The sequence below is a fragment of the Sphingobium psychrophilum genome, assembly GCF_012927105.1.
In the GTDB taxonomy this organism is placed as follows: Bacteria; Pseudomonadota; Alphaproteobacteria; order Sphingomonadales; family Sphingomonadaceae; genus Sphingobium; species Sphingobium psychrophilum.
In genome coordinates, this window is record NZ_JABBFV010000002.1 from 118,002 (window position 1) to 136,672 (window position 18,671).

The window sequence follows — 18,671 nt, forward strand, 5'->3', positions numbered from 1 at the left end:
GGAAGGGCACCGGGCCAGACCATTCTATAGACTATGGAATTGCAGCATCTGGCATCGACCACCACCACAACCCTCGCACCGCCAGCTGCGCTGATGGGCGAGCCGTTGCGTTCGCCCTCGACCTTGCGGCAGGCCGTGGTCGATCGTCTGCGTCACGCGATCGTCTCCGGCATCATCGCGCCGGGCACGTTGCTGCGCGAAACCGCGCTCGCCGCCAGCCTCAACGTCAGCGCCACCCCGATCCGCGAGGCGCTGGGTACGCTGGCCTCCGAAGGGCTGGTGGAGATAGAGGCGCATCGGCTGAAGCGCGTGACGCCAATCGATTTTGCGGCGACCCGCGACCTGTTGCGCGTGCAATGGGAATTGTGGCGGCTGGGCTATGACTGGGGGATGGAGCATATTGGCGCAGGGGAAACCGCGCTGCTCGATCAGGCGATCGCCGACTATCGCACGGCGCTGGACGGGGACGACCATGCAGGAGCGATTGCCGCGGGGCTGGATTTCCACACCATCTTCATCACAGCGTCGGCGAACCGCGAACTACTGCGCTCGACGCTCGACCGGCGCGGGCTGATCGCCCGCTTCATCCTGCTGCATGGCCTCCAGACGCTGACGACGATTGGCCTGGAACAGCATCAGGCGATCCTGACCGCGTTCAAGGCGGGCGACCATCCCGGCGTGCTGGCCTGCCTCGATCGCATGGCCACGCGTCTGATCGCCATTGCGGACGCGGGCTGCCCGGCCGCATCCGATCGCCCTTCCCGATAAGCAAGAGAGACACAGGAAATGGATTTCGAATTGCCCGAGGAATATCGTTCCTTTCAGGACATGGTGCGGCGCTGGGTCGACAAGGAAGTACCCAAGGAATGGGCGCGCGCGCTGGAGAAGGACGAACATAACTACCCCTTCGCCCTGTGGGACAAATTCACCGAGGCCGGCTTCCACGGCATCGGCATATCGGAAGAATATGACGGGCAGGGCGGCGATGTCGTCATGCAGATGCTTTTGGCGCGCGAACTGGCCCGCTCGCTGGGCGGCCTCGCCTGGATCTGGGGCATCACCAGCTTTGCCGGGTCGAAATCGATTGGCCTCTATGGTTCGCCCGAACAAAAGGCGAAATATCTGCCGCTGATCGCGACAGGCCAGTTAAAGGCTGCGATCGCCTTTACCGAACCGGGCGGCGGCACCGATTTGCTCGGCGCGATGACGACGACGGCGGAACGGGTCGAGGGCGGCTGGAAACTGAATGGCGAGAAGATCTGGTCTTCCTCCGCCCATGTCGCCGACTATCTGCTGGTGATCGCGCGCAGCGACAAGGACGCTGAAAAAAAGCATCAGGGGCTGACCCTGTTCTGGGTGCCGACCAACACAGCGGGCGTCAAGATCACCCCGCTCGCCAAACTCGGTATGCGCTCGATGGGCAGCTGCTCGGTGCATTTCGAGGATGCCTTCGTCGCCGACGAACAGGTGCTGGGGGAGCCGCACAAGGCCTGGTACATGCTGCTGCCCACGCTCAACAACGAACGGATCATGGTCGGAGCCTTCTGCCTTGGCGTCATAGACGGCGTGCTGGAGGACGCGCTCGATTATATGAAGCAGCGCAAAGCATTCGGCGGCGTCATTGGCCGTTTCCAGAGCTTGCAACATTATGTCGCCGACATCGCGACCATGCAGAAGACCACCGAACTGATGCTGCATTTCTGCGCCGACAAGCAGGCGCGGGGCGAAAATGTCGGGGTGGAGGCCAATATGCTCAAGCTGATGGCGTCGGAAAATGCCAATGCGGCCGCCGACATGGGCATCCAGATCTTGGGCGGCATGGGCTATTCGGCCGAAACCGACATGCAGCGTTACTGGCGCGACAGCCGGCTGTGGCGGATCGGCCCGATCACCAATGAAATGGTGCGCAACGGCATCGCCGAGAGCCTGGGGCTGCCGCGCTCATTCTGAAACCCGGCCCTTCTGAAAGACAGGTGAAATGGCGGGGGCGGGCGCGCAGCCTCCCCGTCGATCAAGGAGACAGACGATCATGATGTTCCCCCCGCAACCCATTCCCGACCATGTGCCGGCCGATCTGGTCAAGCCCGATTTTCCCTTCATCTTCGGCATGACGACGGATCGCGATCCGTTCGACGACATGGCGATGGAAGTGCATGAAGGCCCGGACATTATCTACGCGCCGCACGCCTATCCGGGCGGCACCGCTGCCTGGGTGCCACGGCGCATGGCGCATATGCGCGCCATCTATCTGGATACGGAGCATTTTTCCTCGACCGACTTTTCGCCCTTTTCCAAACTGGTCGGCGGCACCTGGATCAATTCGCCCGCAGAACTGGACCCGCCCGCCCACGGCCCTTTCCGCCAGATGGTCAACCCCGCCTTCACGCCCAAGGCTATGGCCGCGCTGGAGGGGAAGATCCGCCAATATGCGATCGAATATATCGATGCCTTCGCCGCGCGCGGCTCGTGCGATTTCATGAGCGAATTTGCGTTCGAATTTCCGATCAAGGTGTTCATGGACCTGATGGGCCTGCCGCACGACCGGGTGGCGGAGTTCATGGAGTGGGAAATGAACCTGCTCCACAATCACGACCTGGCCAAGATCGCCGAAGCGACCCGCAACGTACTCGACTATCTGGGCGGCGAAATCGACGATCGCCGCGCCAATCCGCGCGACGACCTCATCAGCTTCGGCGTTCATGGCAAGATCGGCGGTCGGCCACTGACGCAGGATGAATTGCTGGGCTTCATGTTCAACCTGTTCATCGGCGGGCTTGATACCGTCTCGACCAATATGGGTCTGCATTTCCGCCATCTGGGCAGCGCGATGGAGGATCAGGCGCATCTGCGCGCCAATCCGTCCGACATCCCGCACGCGATCGATGAACTGATGCGCGCCTATGGTGCGGTCACGACCTTCCGCACTTGCATCAAGGAAACCGAAGTCGGCGGCGTGCGCTTCATGCCGGGCGAAAAGGTCGCGATGTCGACCACGCTCGCGGGCCGCGATCCGGCCGAGTTCGACGCGCCGACGCAGGTGCGGCTGGACCGCAAGCCGCGCCATGTCGGCTTCGGCTTTGGCATCCATACCTGCGTGGGCATGCATCTGGCGCGGCGGGAATTGCGGATCGCGATGGAGGAATTTCTCGCCCGTATCCCGCAATTCCGCATTGCGCCGGGTCATACGGTCGAATGCCATCTGGGCATGATCCAGCCGGTCGCGCTGCCGCTGGTCTGGACGCCGGCCGCCTGATCGATGGGGGGCGTTCGTCTCGCGACGGACGCCCTACAGGTCCAGGCACGCCTTGTCGAAATCCAGGCGGGGGTTGCGCGGATGCAGCGCTTCGGGTTGGCCATGGCCGATATTGCACAGGAAATTGACCTTCCACCGGCAATCGGGGAAAAATTCGCCATCCACCCCCGCCGCGTCGAAGCCCGACATCGGCCCGCAATCCAGCCCCAGCGCCCGCGCCGCCATGATGAAATAGGCACCCTGCAAGGTCGATGAGCGCGCCACCGTCTCGGCAATCAGCGCCTCTTTCCCTTCGAATACGCTCCGCATGTCACGGGACGGGAACAGGGTATCATATGCCTCGTAAAATCGCGTGTCGCCCGCGATGATGACGGTGCAGGGGGCTTGCGCGACCTTATCGACATTGCCCGCATTGATGTGCGGCATCAGCCGCGCCTTCGCCTGCGCCGAACGGATGAAGACGAAACGGGCGGGATTGCTGTTGGCGGTCGTCGGCCCCCATTTGGCCAGATCATAGAGGGCGCGGACCATATCGCCGGTAACCGGCTGGCCGGTCCAGCCATTATGGGTCCGGGCCTGCCGGAACAGCCGGTCCAATATGTCGGTCATGGCTTTCCCCAGTTGGGTGCCTCGCGGGCAAGTATATCGTCCGCCTCCCTGCCAAGCGCCTCCCGATCCGCTCGCTCCCACACCCGATGATCGCCCCGCGCATAGCCGCGCCCATTGTCGCGATAGAGCAGCGCGTCGATCACATGGTCGCGCAATTTTTCGATCCGGCGCACGACCCGGCCGGGCGTCCCCATCACCAGCGAATGGGGCGGTACGATGCTGTCGGGGGGCAGGAAACTATGCCCCGCGATGATCGACCCATGGCCGATGACGCACCGTTCCATGATCGTCGCGCCCACGCCGATCAGGCAGGCCGGTTCGATGATACAGCCATGCACCACCGCGCGATGGCCGATCGTGCAATAATCGCCGATGACGGTCGGATCGTCCCAGCCGATATGGACCATCGCATGATCCTGCACGCTGGCGCAGCGGCCTACCGAGACAAACGCCCGCTCGCACCGGATGACCGCATAGGGCCACAAGCTGCAATCCTCGCCCAGCCGCACGTCGCCGAACAGGCGAACGGTCGGATCGACATAGGCCGGGGACGTCGCGATCATCGCGTCGTTCGAACAAGGCCGCCCACCCATCCGGGCAGGCGGTCCTGCCGATCAATAGGCGCCGGGCGGCGAAATCGGGTCCGCACCGGTCATGGCGCGGCCGAAGATTTCATAGCCGATGGTCGGGATATTCTGGATATGCCGCGTCGCCATCGACACGTCGCGCCAATAGCGATTGATCGGCTTGTCGAGCGCAAAGGCCGAAGATCCCACCTGGAACATCAGCGATTCGCTTGCCCCATGGACAAGCTCGATCATCTGCGCGCCCGCGGCCCGGTGCTTGGCCTTCTCCGCCATAGTGAATTCCTCGCCCAGGCCGACCCGGTCCAGCTTGGCGGTCAGGTCGAACAGGATCAGCTTGGCCGTGTCGATCATCGCGGCCGCTTCGCCCAGGTCGCGCATATAGGCGCCGGAACTCGTGCGCGGCCCGATGATGGTGGTCAGCACCGGCTTCTTGGGCGCTTCGGCCCGCACGATTTCCAGCATCGCCTCGACCGCGCCGATCAACTGCGCAATGCCCGTCGTGCGCACCACCGGAACGGCGGGCAACAGGTCGGACGGCGCACCGAAATGGCGCTTGGTCGGGTCGATCTGGCCGGTTCTCTCGGTCATCAGCGCCATCTGCGCATCGGGAATGAACACGTCCTTGGCGATGGCGGTGTCGGACCCGGTACCCTGCATCCCCGACACGAACCAGCTGTCCTCGATCGTCATGGCGTCCATCGGCAGGTAGCACATGTTGATGCCCGGAACGACGGGACCGTCATAATCCTCCAGCACCACGCCCTGCTGCGCCCAGTTCGACTGGCGCGACCCGGACATATAGGGCCATTTGCCGTTGATGATCCATCCGCCATCGACCTTACGCGCCTTGCCGGGCGGGTTGTACGCGCCGCACACCGTCTGCGGACCGTCGGCGAACACCGCGTCCTGCACGCCATCGGGGGCCAGGCTGGTGATCCAGCTGGTGCCGTTGATGATCTGCATGACCCAGCTGATCGCCGGATCGCCCTTGGCAATTTCGATCTGCACGCGGCAGAAATCGGTCGGCGACAGGCCAAAACCGCCCAGACGCTGCGGCACCAGCAGGCGCAGGAAGCCTTCGTCCTTCAGCATCTTGTCGACCGCCGGGGTCGGGCAGCGCCGTTTTTCGCCGGCAGGCGCTTCGCTCTGGAGGAAATCGCGCAGGCTGCGCGCCTTTTCGACCAGCGCGTCAGCCACGCTCTTGTCGGCGAAGCCGACCTTTGTGGTGGATTCTAACTTTGCCAGGGTAGCCATCAGTTCATCCTCTCTTATGTTCGGCATGGTGGCCGGCGATTTGCAGCGCCCATTCGCACAACCGGTCGGGCGCCCCGTTCCAGATGGCCAGCCATTGCGGCGTAGCCGGAATGATGAGGGTGCTCAGTTGCAACCGCACCATCGTGTCGCAGAAAATGTCGCGGTCCAGGCGGCTGCCCGTCAGCATCTCGAAATGGTCAAGTACCGGGTCCAGCGCCTGCTGCACGGCGGCCTTGTGGCGGCTGAAATGGCTGCGCAGGAAATTGAGGTGGAAGGCCGGTTCGACCTCGAATATGCCGTCGGGCGACCGTTCGATGGTGAAGCGGCCGTAAAAGCGCATCACCGCGCGGAACCGCTCGATAGGATCGGCTATGCCTTGACCCGCTTCGATAATCCCTTTTTCGAAACTGCTGCATATATATTCGCTGACCGCCGCCAGAACGTCCTCCTTGGACGTGAAATAGCGGTAGAGCGTGCCGCGCGACACGCCGCTCGCCTCGCTGATGTCGCTCATCGACAGGCGCCGCGCACCGATGCTGCCGATCGCGCGCAGCGTGCCATCCAGAATTTTCTGGACGCTGCCGGATTGATCGGTGGCGACGATGTCGCTCCAGTCGGTGTGCGGCATCAATTTCATGTCTGGGCTTCCATCTCGGCAAGATTGTGCGGAACGCTCACATAGCCGGGCAGATGCTGCCCGCCATCCACGTTGATCAGCTCGCCATTGACGAAACGCGACATGTCCGACGCCAGGAACAGCACCACCGGCCCGATGTCCAGTTCCGGGTCGCCTGCGCGCTTCAACGGGTTGCTGGCGGTCGCCATGTCCAGAAAGCCCGGCACGTCCTGTACCAGCTGTGCGAACACCTGACCCATGCCGGTCGGCGCGATCGCATTGGTGCGAATGTTGAACCGCCCCCATTCCACCGCCGCGCTGCGCGTCAGGCCCATGATCGCGCCCTTGTTCATATTATAGTCGGCATGCAGCCAGGCGCCGGTCTGCGCGTCGATCGAATAGAAGTTGACGATCGACCCGCCGCCCCGCGCCTTCATATGCGGGAAGGCCGCGCGCATCGCCCACCAACTGCCCCAGGTGCCGATTTCCAGCGTGCGCTTGAGCATCTCGTCAGTCTTCTGTTCCAGCAGGACGTTGTCCGACAGCAGCGATGCATTGTTGACGAGAATGTCGATGCCGCCAAATTCGGCGACCGCGCGGTCGATCATCGCTTCCACGTCCGCCTTGACGCCGACATCGGCGGACATGCCGGTGGCGCGCACGCCAAACTCCGCCGAAATCTCTGCCGCCACCTTCTCCGCCGCCGCGCCATCGCGCCCCGTGATCAGCAGATGCGCGCCCTCCCGCGCCAAACAGCGCGATATGCCATGGCCCAACCCCTTGGCCCCGCCGGTGACGATCGCAACCTTGTCCTGTACCAAAGCCGTCACGCCGCAACTCCTGTTAGTGGCTCGCTCAGGGCACGGTCCATGTCCATGCGTTCCTGGCAATAATCCTGTGTGAAGACATAGCCGCGGACAGCGCCATCGCCGTCGCGGAACAGATATTTCAGGCCCATCGCGTCGTTCGCCGCTTCTTCCCAGGCACCCGCCACGCCCAGCGGCGCAGGCAGCAGCACGACCGGGCAGGCGGTCGTCTTGACCTGCACCGACAGCGGCGGAAAGCGGATGTCGGTCGGCGTACCCAGCGCACTGGGCGCGATCGCGCGCGCGGCAGCCATGATCGGCGTGACGTAGGCGGCCAGACCGCCGGGATATTGGGCGCAATCGCCGATCGCGTAGATATCCGGGTCGCTGGTGCGGCCGGTCTGGTCGACCAGGATGCCGCGCTCCACGTCCAGTCCGGCGTCCTGCGCCAGTTGCACATTCGGGCGCAGGCCAACGGCGGACAACACTACGGCGGCCTCCACCACCAGCCCATCGTCCAGTTCCGCGCGGATGCCCCCGTCAGCTTTGTGGATCGCCATCACTTTGCGGCCCAGATGCCATTCCACGCCCTTGGCGCTCAGCGCATCGCGGATGCGCGCGCCCACGGCGGGCGGCACCAGTTGCGCCAGTGGATGACCGAGCATGTCGACCACGACCGGCCGATAACCGCTCGCCGCCAGGTCATTGGCAAATTCCGTGCCTACAAGCCCGCTGCCCATGATGAGCACGCGCGCGCCGTCGGGCAGTTTTTCACGAAATTCCCGATAATGGTCGATCGTATTGACGGCCATCGCCCGGTGCGCCGCATCGCCATCGATCGGCGGCCGTATCGGGTCCGCCCCCAGCGCCAGCACCAGCCGGTCGTAGAAGATCGGCCCGCCGGTCGTCAGCACCGCCTTGTCCTGCCGGTCGATCGCCTCGACAACCCGCCCGGCGCGCAGGTCCAGCTTCAACTGCGTCGCCATTTTCTCCGCCGCCGTCGTGACCAGCGTATCGGCGACCTTGCCCTTGGCCAGCGCGGTGGACAAAGCGGGCTTGGAATAGAAATGCCCGTCATCCTGCGTCACCAAGGTCAGCCGGGCGTCCGGCGCGAGTTTGCGCAACTCACGCAGGACGCCATAGCCAGCCAGACCGCTGCCGATCACTACGATATGCGGGGAGCCTGTCATTGCCATCACCCCGTCAGAGGAAGATCGCGAAGTTGGACATGCCCAGCGTCGACTGGTCGACGATGATTTCGCGCACCGCCAGCTTATAGGCACCGTCGACCAGCCGCCAAACATCACGCCGTTCGGCCGTGATCGACTCGTTTTCCGGGTTATCGAACCGGCTGCGCTCGACGTACAAATAGCTCACGACTTCATATTCGCCCGCCGTGTCGCACTGTGCAATACGAACATTGGTGACGAAGCGGCGCGTGCGCGACGGCGGGTCTTCCGCCCAGGCGCTTTTCGACAGGCGGCCGGTCCGCATCAGGATCGACGCATGGTTTTCGTCGAAATGCTTCATCGTGCGCACGACGTCGCGATCCTTGTTGGGACCGTTGCGGGTCAGGCGCAGCGGCGCGGTGTAAACCAGATCCTGCTCCAGATAGGCGACCCAGTCGTCGAACCGGCGCTCGTCCAGTGCCGCGGCTTCGTCATACAGGGTTTCGAGCAGGCGGTTATAGACCTCCGACCCCAACGGCACGCGCTGGGTGGATACCAGCCCGCGCATGACGCTGGTCTTGTCGATCGCGGCGGTCGCGTAGTTCACGGTCATGGTGTGATCCTCTTCTCTCGCGTCGCTCAGGCTTCGGCCATCAGGTCATAATAGGCCGACCACCACGCCCATTGCGTGTCGTCCTTGGTAAAGCCGGGATAGAGATCACCCCCGCCGACCCAGCCTTCGGGCCGTTCATGACCATGGAGCGCCTGATATTTCAGGGTCATGGTCTTGCTCATATGGCCGCGCGAATTGCGCATGATCTGCGGCCAGGTGTCGGCGTCGTCCTGCTCGATCGTGCCCGACGTGCCGGTGGACCAGATCGCGTTCTGGAGCATGTCGCGCTTTACGTCCTCCGGCGCGTCCTTTTCTGCAAAGATGAAGTTGATGAACTCCACCTTGTCCGGCCCACGCGGCACATAAGTATGCAGCGACAGTGCGCCTGACGCGCCGCCATCCATGCGCGGGGCAAAGATGAAGGCGATCAGGATATTGGGGAACATGCCGCCGACCTGCGGCGGGATGGTCGCCAACTGGTTGACCTGCGCCTCCGACAGATTCTTGAACAGCTGCGGGATCATGTCCTTGGTGACGCCCGGCGGGGTCAGCAGGTTCAGCCGTTCCTCGGTCGTCTTGCCTTCGAAGCTTATGTCGGCAAACATCTTGAACGTCTGCGCCGCTTCCAGGCAGCGCAGCGTATGCCCCTGCGGCACCGAGATATCGACGCCATACATGCCGGGTGCCGTGTCATAGATCGACTCGGCCGTGCCGCCCATGATGCCGCCTTCCATAAGCGACCGGTGCAGCGTCAGCGTGTGGAAACCGTCTGAACCGGACTGTTCGCCAGGGATCTTCCAGTTGCACGGCAGCACGAAGCGCTGCGGGGGGCCGAGCATTTCCAGGCCATTGTCGGTGCGGCAGAATAGCTGGTCGAGATAGAATTTGGCGTCGCCCAGATAATCCTCGAACGACAGATCCTTGCTCCATGTCGCAAAGATCAGCCCGCCATAAAGGTGCACCCGCGCTTTTTTCAGGCCCAGCTCGTCCTTGCTGTGCTTGTTGCCGTGCATCTGCTCCTTTTCGATCGGCGCGCCGATGAAGCTGCCGTCGGACCGGAAGGCCCAACCATGATAGATACAGCGATGGGCGGCGGCATTGCCGGCTTCTGCGGTGCAGACCTTCATCCCGCGATGCGGACAGACGTTGAGCATGACATGCACGTCGCCGTCGCGTGCCCGCGACACGATCACATTATCCTCGGCCATGTCACGCATGACATAGTCGCCCGGCTTGGGGATTTCCGATTCATGGCCCAGCAACAGCCAGGTACGCGCGAAAACGCGCTCCATTTCCAGTTCGTATAGTTCCTTGTCGTTCATCACCCGCAACGATACTTCGTTCATGTCGCGGTTGATGAGGTCGTCGAGCGTGGTCCCATCGCTCAGAGTCAACCCGGCCTTGTGCAGCATCTTCCTCTCCTTGGAAAATCCATCGTGAGTCGTGTTATACATATTGAACTAAATCTGTTCAAGTTGTAATGTTGCCCCATAAGGAGAGGATGATGAGCCAGACGTTGAAGGTGGTGATCGATAAGGCGGCCTGCTGCGGCTATGGCGTGTGCGCCGAAATCTGCCCCGAAGTGTACAAGCTGGATGCCAATGGCATCGTCTATGTCGATGACCCGATCGTGCCGGAGGGTCTGGAAGACCAGGCGCGCGAAGGAGCTGAGGCCTGTCCCCAAGCTGCATTGGCCGTCGTCGACGCCTGATTGGCCGCTGTGCATTCCATGGTGAAAGGCTCTGCCCGTTGGGCCGATGAGGAACCTGCCGATAGGTAGGTTCCTCGCCGCCGGTCGCTGCGGCACCAGCGCGGCCATGGGACGGCAGGGAGGATAGAGGATGACTGACGCAAGGGACATGCTGTTCACGCCCGTCGATGTGGCGGGCCTGCGCCTGCGCAACCGGTTCGTGATGGCGCCGATGACGCGCAACTTCTCACCGGGCGGCGTGCCGTCCGATAGCGTGGTAGACTATTATCGCCGTCGCGCGGATGCGGACGTGGGCCTGATCGTGACCGAAGGCATCGGGGTCGATCATCCTTCCGCATTGGGCCAGGAATCGATGGGCGGCGGTGCCTCCCCGGTACTGCATGGCGACGAAGCGCTGGCCCGTTGGCGCGCCATTGTCGCCGGGGTCCATGCTGCCGGCGGGCTGATCGTCCCGCAATTATGGCATCAGGGCGTCATTCGCGTGCCGGGCACCGGCTATGATCCGCAGGCGCCGTCGGCCCGGCCATCGGGCATCTGGGGGCCGACCGACAGGGCGATGGTGCCGCCCGATTATCTCGACGCGGTGCGCGCGCCCACGACGCCACTGACCGACAGCGAAATCGGTGACATCATCGCCGCCTTCGCCCGCAGCGCGGCCAACGCCCGCGCCGTCGGCTTCGATGGCATCGCGCTGCATGGCGCGCATGGCTATCTGATCGACAGTTTCCTGTGGCACCGCACCAACCTGCGCGATGATCGCTGGGGTGGCGACGCGGCTACCCGCGCGCTGTTCGCCGCGGAAGTGGTCCGGGCCGTCCGCGCCGCGACCGCCCCCGACTTCCTGATCATCTTCCGCTTCTCGCAATGGAAATTGCAGGATTACGACGCCCGCAGCGCGCAGACGCCGGACGAACTGGCCGCCATGCTGGCCCCGATCGCGGACGCCGGTGTCGATATCTTCGACGCCAGCACCCGCCTGTTCTCGACCCCCGCGTTCGAAGGGTCGGACATGGGCCTTGCCGGATGGATCAAGCGGCTGACTGGCAAGCCAGTGATCGCGGTCGGCGGCGTCGGCCTCAGCAAGGATCTGCAATCGTCCTTCGCCCAGCCAACGGTGATGACCGATAATCTGGATTTGGTGGCGGACCGCATGGCGCAAGGGGAGTTTGACCTGATCGCCGTCGGCCGCGCGCTGCTGATGGACCCGTTATGGGTCCGCAAGATGCGCGACGGCGGCGCGGTCGATCCGTTCCGGCTGGAGGCCTACGCCACGCTGGATTAATGCGTGTCGGCGGCGGCATAGACCTGGATGCGCGCCATACTGGTGCGGTCCGACTGCGAGGCCATGTACCGCACCGCATCGGCGACGTCGCCCGGCTGCATCGCAGGAATGAAGCTGTCCCAGGCGGGCTGGCCGCGCGCTTTCATATCCTCGAAAATCTCGGTGCTGGTCGTGCCCGGCGCGACGATGCCGACCTTGACTCCGCTCCCCGCCAACTCGACGCGCAGGCAATCGGTGAACGCCTCCAGCGCCCGCTTCAGCCCGCCATAGACACCCACGCCCGGCGCGATGATGTTCGCGCCGATGCTGGATATGTTGATGATCTGGCCGGTCCCCGCCGCCTTCATCGACCGCCCAAACAACGTGCAGGTTCGCACCACCGCCTCATAATTCAGCGCGATCATCGGCCGTAACTGGTCCAGGTCGAACTGGTCGATCGGCGCGGCATGAAGGATGCCCGCATTATTGACCAGAATGTCCGCACGACCGAACTGCGCCATCACTTTCTCATGCAGCCGCTGCGGCGCGTCCGCCTCGGCCATGTCGGCAACGAAGGGCAGGCAGTCGGCGCCAAGCTCCGCCGCCAGCGCTGCCAGCCGATCCGCCCGGCGCGCCACCAGCACCAGCGTTGCGCCCGCGTCTGCCAACGCATGGGCGCTCGCGGCGCCGATACCCGAAGACGCCCCTGTGACGATCGCGATCTTGCCCGTCAGACTGGTCATCGCATCCCTCCTTCATCCATTGTCAAACGAGGCGGATCAGCCGCTTGCCGTCATTTTCGCCACGGTAAAGCCCCGCCAGCGCATCCGGGCAGGCTTCGATCCCGTCCAGTATCTCTTCCCGCCAGGTCAGGCGGCCTTCGCCGATCCACGCCCGCAACTGCGCCACGGCATCGGCATAGCGGTCCATATGATCGAAGATGACGAACCCCTCCATCCGCGCGCGCTTGACCAGCAGATGGCGCTCGACCCGCGGCCCTTGCGGCCAGGGTTCCCAGCGATCGATGGACGCAGTGCCGCACACCACGACCCGGCCCTTCATGGCCAGATGCGGCAGCACCGCGTCGCTGATGGCCCCCGCCACATTGTCGAAATAAATGTCGATCCCCTCCGGCGCGATCCGCGCCACCGCCGCGCCGACATCTTCCCCGCGATAATCGATCGCGCCGTCATAGCCGAAATCTTCGACGCATCGCCGCGCCTTGTCGGGGCCACCCGCGATGCCGATCGTGCGGCACCCCAATAGGCGCGCAATCTGCCCCACCGCCGATCCGACGGCCCCGGCGGCGGTCGACACCAGCACCGTTTCACCCGCGCGCGGCTGGCCGATCATCGTCAGCGCCAGATAGGCGGTGACGCCGTTGATCCCCAATATGCCCAGCGCCGCGCGCATCTCCGCTGCGCTGGTGCGTTGCACCACCTGGTCGGCTGAAACGCAGGCATAGTCCTGCCAGTCAAACCAGCCCGTCACATGATCGCCGACCCGGTAGGCCGCGTCGCCCGACGCCACCACCTGTCCGGCCGCCAGCGCGCGCATCACTGATCCGATAGGCACCGGCGCGGCATAATTGCCGCGATCGGCTATCCAGCCGCGCATCGCCGGTTCGACCGACAGATAATGATTGCGCACCAGTATCTGGCCCTGACCGGGCTGGTCGATCGGGCTGGGCCGGATCGCGAAATCGCTGGCCTGCGCGATGCCGGTCGGCCGCGCGACCAGGATCACCTGGCGATTGGCATCATCCATCCAGCCCGGCCCTGACCATCGTGAATTTCCGCCGGGATATGCGCCATCCGGCCGATGTGCGGATCAGGCAATCGTCATAATAGCCGGTCGCCCGGTGGGTCACGCCCTGAATCTGGTCCATCAAAATCGCGTCAACATAGCTGCGCGCGACGATTTCGTCGTTACAGCTTTCCACCACGATATTGCTGATCCGGTGCAGCGTCGCGCCCATATGGCGGTGCGCGCCCTCCATATATTCGGTGATCTCGCGCGGCCCGCGCCAGCGGCCGAAGCTGCCATAATCGGCTTCGCAATCCCGCGCGAAACAGGTGCGAAACAACGGCCAGTCGCGCGTGTCGATCCCGGTCGCATAGCGCAGCAGCAAATGGTGGATCGCCCGCTCGTCATCCGCCGAAAGCAGCGCCCTGCGCGTCAGGCTGCCATGTGCCGCCATTCTCATCCTCCCTCATGTCGTTGGACAGCATAGGGAAGGGATGGCCGATCTTGCCCGCCAAACGATAGGATCGAGCCGGCGGCGCGTCATTTCTTTGGCAGGGCATAGGCGATCAACTGGTCGCTGGACCCCGACAGCATCGCGCCATGGCCACCGGCCGCGATCACCACGAACTGGCGACCGCTGGCGTTGGACCAATAGCTGCTGGGCGACGCATTGCCGCCGGCGGGCAGGCGCGCCTTCCAAAGCAGCCGCCCGGTCGCCGTGTCATAGGCGCGAAACGCATGTTCCTGGGTCGCGCCGATAAACGTCAGCCCGCTGGCCGTCGCCACCGATCCGCCGATATTGGGCACGCCCATCGGGATCGGTACGAAGGTCGGCAGCGCCAGCGGCCCGCTGTCGCGCGACGTTCCGAACAGGCGGCTCCACACCATCTTGCCGGTTTTCAGGTCAACGGCATTAATCCGGCCATAGGGCGGCTGCTGGCACGGAATGGCGAGCGGCGACAGGAACGGCGCGATCTGCGCGGCATAGGGCACGCCCTGTTGCGCTGCCGGGCCACCGACATCGCCCATATGGATGGCGTTCATCGGCTTGATGCCGCGCCGGTCGGCCTCTGCGCGCGGGATCAGGCGGTTATAATTGCCGACCTGGTTGTTGTTGACGATCATCAGCCCGCGCCGGGGATCGACCGAAACCCCGCCCCAATCGATCCCGCCCAGATAGCCGGGCCAGGTGATCGTCGGATGCTGCGTCGACAGCGGCGTCATGTCGCCATCGAACCGCGCCTCCCTGAACCGGATGCGGCAGATCGCCTGGTCGATCGGGGTCAGCCCCCACATGCCCCTTTCCGTCGGGCGCGGCCCGGTGAAGCTCGGGATGCCGACCGAATAGGGCTGCGTTTTCGACAGGCGTTCGCCCGGCACCACGCCCTGCGGCACGGGGCGTTCCTCGACCGGCAGGATCGGCTTGCCGGTCGCGCGATCGAGGAAGAAAATCTCGCCGCGCTTGGTCGGCTGGAGCAGGCCGCGCACCCCGCCGGGCAGGTCGACCAGCGTGGACTGCGCCGGCACGTCATAATCCCACAGGTCGTGATGCGTCGTCTGGAACGACCATCGCACCGCGCCGGTCATGCCATCCAGGGCAATCACCGAACTGGCATAGCGATCGTCATTGGCCGTCCGATGCCCGCCGAAATAATCGGGCGTGGCATTGCCGGTCGGTACATAGACCAGGCCCAGCGTTTCGTCCGAACTCATCGGTGCCCAGCTATTGGGCGTGCCGGGCGTGAAGGTCGCGCCGGGCGCGGGCAGGCCATGGTCGTCGGGGCGGCCGATGTCGAATGCCCAGGCGAAATCGCCGGTCACCGCGTCGAACGCGCGCACGACGCCCGATGGCTCCCTGATCTTCTGCCCGTCCGTCACCCAGCCGCCCAGCACCAGCCGCCCGCGCACCAGGGCGGGGGGCGACGTGACGAAATAATAGCCCTTGTCCACCTGGCCCAGCCCGGTCTTCAGGTCGACCTGACCACCGCGCCCGAAACCGGGGCAGGGCCGCCCGGTCGCAGCGTCCAGCGCGATCAGCCGCGCATCGAGCGTGGCGGTAAATATGCGCTCGGCGCAGGCCCCCGTTGCGCCGGGCACGCGATAATAGGTCACGCCCCGGCACACCAGGCCATAGACCCCGACCAGGTCCGTCTTGGGATTATGCCGCCACAATTGCCGCCCGGTTTCCGGGTCCAGCGCGATCACGTCATTATTGCCCGCGCACAGGAACAGGCGGTTACCGACCTTGATCGGGTTGACCTGAAAGGCGGTACCCTGCTTTCCGTCGCCCACCTTGCCCGTGTGATAGGTCCAGGTCGGTTCCAGGTTGCCGACATTGAAGGGGCTGATCTGTTCCAGCGGGGAATAGCGCGATCCGCCCCGGTCGTTGCCATAGGCGATCCAGTCGCCATCGGCCGCGCTGGCGGGGGCCGGACCCCATATCCGACTCGCCGCGGCAGGCGTGCGATCGGCCCAGAACGCCAGGCCGATACTTGCCCCGACGATCAGCGCCAGCGCGGGCCACAGCACGCGTCCGCCCGGCAACGGGGCGGATCGCCCGACATGGCGCCGATAATAGGGGGTCAGCATATAGAGGCCAAGGCACAGCGGCATGGCTAGGCGCGGGGCCAGCGCCCATCCGTCCAGCCCTACCTCCCACAAGGCCCAGGTGAGGTTCGCCGCCAGAAAAGCCCAGAACAAAGCGATCGACAGCGGCACCCTGCGCCAGCCAAGTAGCGCGACAGCGACCATGACCAGCCCGGACAGCAGATACCAGGGCGATCCGCCGAGCATCAGCAAACGCCCGCCAAGCCATGCAAGCGAAAGCCCCGTCACGACAAGCACGATCAGGAAGGCGGCATTGAGGAAGCGTTGCATGAAGGCACCTTGGCGCGCAGGGGGAAGGAAGGAGGAGGCAACCGGTGCGGTCAGGCAGGCAGTTGCGCGGCCAGCCAGTCGGGCACGTTCATCCGATAGCATTTCTGTTCGTAGAGGCGGCTGATCCGCCATCCGGCAGGCGTGCGGACATAATCATGGATGTACCACAGGCCGAAAACCAGCGTTTCGGCTCTCGTGCCATCGCTCACGGTCATGGGATTGGTGCAGACGGTCTTGGTCTGCGCGCGGTCGCCGTCGATGCTGTAGCGGGTGGTCGATACGCTATGCTGGAACGCCAGGATCGGCGTCAGGCTGCTGGCCAGAAACTCTTTAATCTCGCCCAGGCTGCCGGAAACGCCGACCATTTCGGAATAGTCGATCACCGCATCGGCGGTGAAATACTGGTCCAGCGCATCCCAGTCGCGGCTGTCGACCGCGTAGCAATAGCCCACGATCAAATCCTGTATTTCGAACCGGTCCGACATCTCCTGCACGGTCAGCATCACCCACTCTCCTTCATTCTATAGAATGATCGGTCGCACAGGCCGGTTGGCCGGCCGCCTTTCGTTGGGTAGGTGTCGAGGGGATAGCGACAGGGGATGAGGCGTTACCGCAGGCACATGTCAGCGGGCCAATTTGCCTCAAGCATTTATCTAGGAGAGTATAAATGGGTCTAGCCCCGTTCACCGAAGCCGATTTCGTCCTGTCCGCAGAGACGCGGGCTGAAATCACCGCCGGGCTGACCGATAGCCAGGCATATATGGTCAATCACTGGATGGACCTGCACGAAGTCATCAATCGGGGTGACTGGGACGGCATGGATGCCTTCTTCAACACCGAAACCATGACCTACGACAATCCCAACCGGCCGGATCTGGGCACCTATCATGTCTGGAAAACCTCGCCGCAGGGCCTGTACACCACTTTCCCGCCCAGCATCTATCGCACGATCAAGGCATGGGGCCGGGGCGACGATGAAATCTGCGTGCTGTGCCATCACCATGGCAAACATACCGGCGGTCCCTATATGGGCGTCCAGCCGACCGGCAATGATCTCAACGTCCTGTGGTTCTCGTGGCTGCGCTTCCGCGACGGCAAGATCGACCATATCTATTCGATCTCGGACGTGCTGACGATGCTCAAGGATCTGGAAGTCATCAAGGTGCCCCAGCCCGTCGATCCCTATAAGTAAGCAATCCTTGTCCCGGCCGCCTTCTGGGTGGCCGGGGCGCTACCGCCGTCAGCTGATGGCACCGATATGGTCGATCCACCGGTGCAGCATCGTCCAGCTTTGCAGCCGGGTCGATGCGAAATTATGGCAATGGGCCGCGTCGGCCAGCTTCGTCAGCGTGACATGGCGCGACGCGCGATACCCTGCCGGTTCGGCATGGGCATCGGGGCTGACGTCGATGTCGGCAAAATGCAGATAGACCGGCGCGGCGATCGCAGCCGCCTCCGCCGCCACCCCGCCGGGCATGATGGCCAGCCGCCCATAGCTATTGGGCGTCAGCGACGCCCGCGCATCGTCGGCTGCGATTACCGTTTCGGGCACGTCTGCGGCATGGAAATAGCCGCGCATCGCCGCCCGATTGGCCGCGCCATAGCCTGGCCCCGCCACCTGCGCGCCGATGGCCGATCGCACCTCGTCCGACATGGCCAGCCCGATATTGGTAAAGCCAAGCACCGCCACCTGATCGAAACTGGCCCATGCGGCTTGCTGCACGATGGTCAGCATCCCGCCCATCGAATGGCCGATGCCGGTGATCCGGCGCGCGCGCCCCGCCATGTCCGCGCCCCATTCCCCGGCGTCCATCCGTTCCAGAACGGCCGCCAGCGCCAGATGATGCGCCTGCGCGCCGACATGGGGAGTCAACCTATCTTCCCGCTCCGGCTGGCTGCTGTCCCCCATGCCCAGCGCGTCGAGCGCCAGCACCGCCTTGCCCTGCGCCAGGCAATGATCGACGAAACTATAGCCCGGCCAGCCGTCGATCTGCGCATCCCAATACCAGCGGCTATAGGTGCCGCCATGCAGGCAGACGAGCAGGTCGATCGGGCCATCGGGCAGTCTGTCGGGTATCGCCAGGGTCGCCGCGATCTGGATCGCTTCGCCGAAATCGACCATGGTCTGGACCGGCAGGGACAGTGTGAACTTCGGCATGGATCGCTCTA

At 64.1% G+C, this 18,671-nt stretch carries 20 protein-coding genes; 6 read left to right on the plus strand and 14 right to left on the minus strand.

What is annotated here, in order from left to right; translation table 11 throughout:
- Positions 1–33 precede the first annotated feature (33 nt).
- The 3 genes from HHL08_RS03970 to HHL08_RS03980 all read left to right on the plus strand — a co-directional run bounded on the left by HHL08_RS03970 (position 34) and on the right by HHL08_RS03980 (position 3,253).
- Positions 34–768, plus strand: coding sequence for a GntR family transcriptional regulator (locus HHL08_RS03970; RefSeq protein ID WP_169571177.1), 735 nt, complete (start codon positions 34–36; stop codon positions 766–768).
- 18 nt (positions 769–786) lie between these two features.
- Entirely contained in the window at positions 787–1,950 is a 1,164-nt protein-coding gene (locus HHL08_RS03975; RefSeq protein ID WP_169571178.1) for an acyl-CoA dehydrogenase family protein, read from the plus strand.
- A 79-nt stretch (positions 1,951–2,029) separates the two neighbouring features.
- A complete protein-coding gene (locus tag HHL08_RS03980; protein ID WP_169571179.1) occupies positions 2,030–3,253 on the plus strand; it encodes a cytochrome P450 in 1,224 nt (407 codons plus the stop codon).
- A 33-nt stretch (positions 3,254–3,286) separates the two neighbouring features.
- On the opposite strand, the gene HHL08_RS03985 is transcribed toward HHL08_RS03980, so the two are convergent.
- From HHL08_RS03985 to HHL08_RS04020, 8 genes are read right to left on the minus strand one after another with little or no spacing between them, the layout of a single operon-like run.
- The gene (locus HHL08_RS03985) at positions 3,287–3,862 is read right to left on the minus strand and encodes a malonic semialdehyde reductase (RefSeq protein ID WP_169571180.1); all 576 of its coding nucleotides are present in this window, start codon (positions 3,860–3,862) and stop codon (positions 3,287–3,289) included.
- Positions 3,859–4,425 carry a gamma carbonic anhydrase family protein gene (locus HHL08_RS03990; protein WP_169571181.1) on the minus strand — a complete coding sequence of 189 codons (567 nt, stop codon included), beginning with the start codon at positions 4,423–4,425 and terminating at the stop codon, positions 3,859–3,861. The genes HHL08_RS03985 and HHL08_RS03990 overlap by 4 nt, the downstream gene beginning before the upstream one ends.
- A 51-nt stretch (positions 4,426–4,476) precedes the next feature.
- On the minus strand, positions 4,477–5,703 hold the full coding sequence (locus tag HHL08_RS03995; RefSeq protein WP_206377701.1) for an acyl-CoA dehydrogenase family protein: 1,227 nt from the start codon (positions 5,701–5,703) through the stop codon (positions 4,477–4,479).
- 4 nt (positions 5,704–5,707) lie between these two features.
- Complete coding sequence (locus HHL08_RS04000) at positions 5,708–6,340, minus strand: TetR/AcrR family transcriptional regulator (protein WP_169571182.1); 633 nt, start codon at positions 6,338–6,340, stop codon at positions 5,708–5,710.
- Positions 6,337–7,149: an SDR family NAD(P)-dependent oxidoreductase gene (locus tag HHL08_RS04005; RefSeq protein WP_169571183.1), complete on the minus strand. Its 813-nt coding sequence runs from the start codon at positions 7,147–7,149 to the stop codon at positions 6,337–6,339. The genes HHL08_RS04000 and HHL08_RS04005 overlap by 4 nt, the downstream gene beginning before the upstream one ends.
- On the minus strand, positions 7,146–8,315 hold the full coding sequence (locus HHL08_RS04010; RefSeq protein ID WP_169571184.1) for an FAD-dependent oxidoreductase: 1,170 nt from the start codon (positions 8,313–8,315) through the stop codon (positions 7,146–7,148). Before HHL08_RS04010 ends, HHL08_RS04005 begins: the two co-directional genes overlap by 4 nt.
- Positions 8,316–8,328: 13 nt before the next feature.
- The gene (locus tag HHL08_RS04015) at positions 8,329–8,907 is read right to left on the minus strand and encodes a 3-phenylpropionate/cinnamic acid dioxygenase subunit beta (protein ID WP_169571185.1); all 579 of its coding nucleotides are present in this window, start codon (positions 8,905–8,907) and stop codon (positions 8,329–8,331) included.
- A gap of 26 nt (positions 8,908–8,933) precedes the next feature.
- On the minus strand, positions 8,934–10,319 hold the full coding sequence (locus tag HHL08_RS04020; RefSeq protein WP_169571186.1) for an aromatic ring-hydroxylating dioxygenase subunit alpha: 1,386 nt from the start codon (positions 10,317–10,319) through the stop codon (positions 8,934–8,936).
- A 92-nt stretch (positions 10,320–10,411) separates the two neighbouring features.
- Between HHL08_RS04020 and HHL08_RS04025 the strand changes: the two genes are divergently transcribed.
- Positions 10,412–10,618, plus strand: coding sequence for a ferredoxin (locus HHL08_RS04025; protein WP_169571187.1), 207 nt, complete (start codon positions 10,412–10,414; stop codon positions 10,616–10,618).
- A 130-nt stretch (positions 10,619–10,748) separates the two neighbouring features.
- Complete coding sequence (locus HHL08_RS04030) at positions 10,749–11,900, plus strand: oxidoreductase (RefSeq protein ID WP_169571188.1); 1,152 nt, start codon at positions 10,749–10,751, stop codon at positions 11,898–11,900.
- Here the strand turns inward: HHL08_RS04030 and HHL08_RS04035 are convergent.
- From HHL08_RS04035 to HHL08_RS04055, 5 genes are all read right to left on the minus strand, one after another.
- Positions 11,897–12,622, minus strand: coding sequence for an SDR family oxidoreductase (locus HHL08_RS04035; RefSeq protein WP_169571189.1), 726 nt, complete (start codon positions 12,620–12,622; stop codon positions 11,897–11,899). The two genes, HHL08_RS04030 and HHL08_RS04035, sit on opposite strands and share 4 nt — an antisense overlap.
- Before the next feature lie 22 nt (positions 12,623–12,644).
- On the minus strand, positions 12,645–13,646 hold the full coding sequence (locus HHL08_RS04040; RefSeq protein ID WP_169571190.1) for an NADP-dependent oxidoreductase: 1,002 nt from the start codon (positions 13,644–13,646) through the stop codon (positions 12,645–12,647).
- Positions 13,639–14,079 carry a nuclear transport factor 2 family protein gene (locus tag HHL08_RS04045; protein WP_169571191.1) on the minus strand — a complete coding sequence of 147 codons (441 nt, stop codon included), beginning with the start codon at positions 14,077–14,079 and terminating at the stop codon, positions 13,639–13,641. The genes HHL08_RS04040 and HHL08_RS04045 overlap by 8 nt, the downstream gene beginning before the upstream one ends.
- 86 nt (positions 14,080–14,165) lie before the next feature.
- On the minus strand, positions 14,166–16,502 hold the full coding sequence (locus HHL08_RS04050) for a membrane-bound PQQ-dependent dehydrogenase, glucose/quinate/shikimate family (protein ID WP_169571192.1): 2,337 nt from the start codon (positions 16,500–16,502) through the stop codon (positions 14,166–14,168).
- Positions 16,503–16,552: 50 nt separating this feature from the next.
- Entirely contained in the window at positions 16,553–17,005 is a 453-nt protein-coding gene (locus HHL08_RS04055; protein WP_206377721.1) for a nuclear transport factor 2 family protein, read from the minus strand.
- Between the two features lie 164 nt (positions 17,006–17,169).
- Here HHL08_RS04055 and HHL08_RS04060 point away from each other — a divergent pair, with 164 nt between their 5' ends.
- Positions 17,170–17,694, plus strand: a complete 525-nt coding sequence (locus HHL08_RS04060) for an ester cyclase (protein WP_169571194.1) — start codon at positions 17,170–17,172, stop codon at positions 17,692–17,694.
- A gap of 48 nt (positions 17,695–17,742) precedes the next feature.
- Here the strand turns inward: HHL08_RS04060 and HHL08_RS04065 are convergent, their stop codons facing one another.
- The gene (locus tag HHL08_RS04065; protein WP_169571195.1) at positions 17,743–18,660 is read right to left on the minus strand and encodes an alpha/beta fold hydrolase; all 918 of its coding nucleotides are present in this window, start codon (positions 18,658–18,660) and stop codon (positions 17,743–17,745) included.
- Between the last annotated feature and the right edge of the window lie 11 nt (positions 18,661–18,671).

Excerpts from the sequence above, each read along its gene's own strand:
- HHL08_RS03970 (WP_169571177.1), top strand. The coding sequence starts at position 34 with ATGGAATTGCAGCATCTGGCATCGACCACCACCACAACCCTCGCACCG.
- HHL08_RS03975 (WP_169571178.1), top strand. The coding sequence starts at position 787 with ATGGATTTCGAATTGCCCGAGGAATATCGTTCCTTTCAGGACATGGTG.
- HHL08_RS03980 (WP_169571179.1), top strand. The coding sequence starts at position 2,030 with ATGATGTTCCCCCCGCAACCCATTCCCGACCATGTGCCGGCCGATCTG.
- HHL08_RS03985 (WP_169571180.1), bottom strand. The coding sequence starts at position 3,862 with ATGACCGACATATTGGACCGGCTGTTCCGGCAGGCCCGGACCCATAAT.
- HHL08_RS03990 (WP_169571181.1), bottom strand. The coding sequence starts at position 4,425 with ATGATCGCGACGTCCCCGGCCTATGTCGATCCGACCGTTCGCCTGTTC.
- HHL08_RS03995 (WP_206377701.1), bottom strand. The coding sequence starts at position 5,703 with ATGGCTACCCTGGCAAAGTTAGAATCCACCACAAAGGTCGGCTTCGCC.
- HHL08_RS04000 (WP_169571182.1), bottom strand. The coding sequence starts at position 6,340 with ATGAAATTGATGCCGCACACCGACTGGAGCGACATCGTCGCCACCGAT.
- HHL08_RS04010 (WP_169571184.1), bottom strand. The coding sequence starts at position 8,315 with ATGACAGGCTCCCCGCATATCGTAGTGATCGGCAGCGGTCTGGCTGGC.
- HHL08_RS04015 (WP_169571185.1), bottom strand. The coding sequence starts at position 8,907 with ATGACCGTGAACTACGCGACCGCCGCGATCGACAAGACCAGCGTCATG.
- HHL08_RS04020 (WP_169571186.1), bottom strand. The coding sequence starts at position 10,319 with ATGCTGCACAAGGCCGGGTTGACTCTGAGCGATGGGACCACGCTCGAC.
- HHL08_RS04025 (WP_169571187.1), top strand. The coding sequence starts at position 10,412 with ATGAGCCAGACGTTGAAGGTGGTGATCGATAAGGCGGCCTGCTGCGGC.
- HHL08_RS04030 (WP_169571188.1), top strand. The coding sequence starts at position 10,749 with ATGACTGACGCAAGGGACATGCTGTTCACGCCCGTCGATGTGGCGGGC.
- HHL08_RS04035 (WP_169571189.1), bottom strand. The coding sequence starts at position 12,622 with ATGACCAGTCTGACGGGCAAGATCGCGATCGTCACAGGGGCGTCTTCG.
- HHL08_RS04040 (WP_169571190.1), bottom strand. The coding sequence starts at position 13,646 with ATGGATGATGCCAATCGCCAGGTGATCCTGGTCGCGCGGCCGACCGGC.
- HHL08_RS04045 (WP_169571191.1), bottom strand. The coding sequence starts at position 14,079 with ATGGCGGCACATGGCAGCCTGACGCGCAGGGCGCTGCTTTCGGCGGAT.
- HHL08_RS04050 (WP_169571192.1), bottom strand. The coding sequence starts at position 16,502 with ATGCAACGCTTCCTCAATGCCGCCTTCCTGATCGTGCTTGTCGTGACG.
- HHL08_RS04055 (WP_206377721.1), bottom strand. The coding sequence starts at position 17,005 with ATGCTGACCGTGCAGGAGATGTCGGACCGGTTCGAAATACAGGATTTG.
- HHL08_RS04060 (WP_169571194.1), top strand. The coding sequence starts at position 17,170 with ATGGGTCTAGCCCCGTTCACCGAAGCCGATTTCGTCCTGTCCGCAGAG.
- HHL08_RS04065 (WP_169571195.1), bottom strand. The coding sequence starts at position 18,660 with ATGCCGAAGTTCACACTGTCCCTGCCGGTCCAGACCATGGTCGATTTC.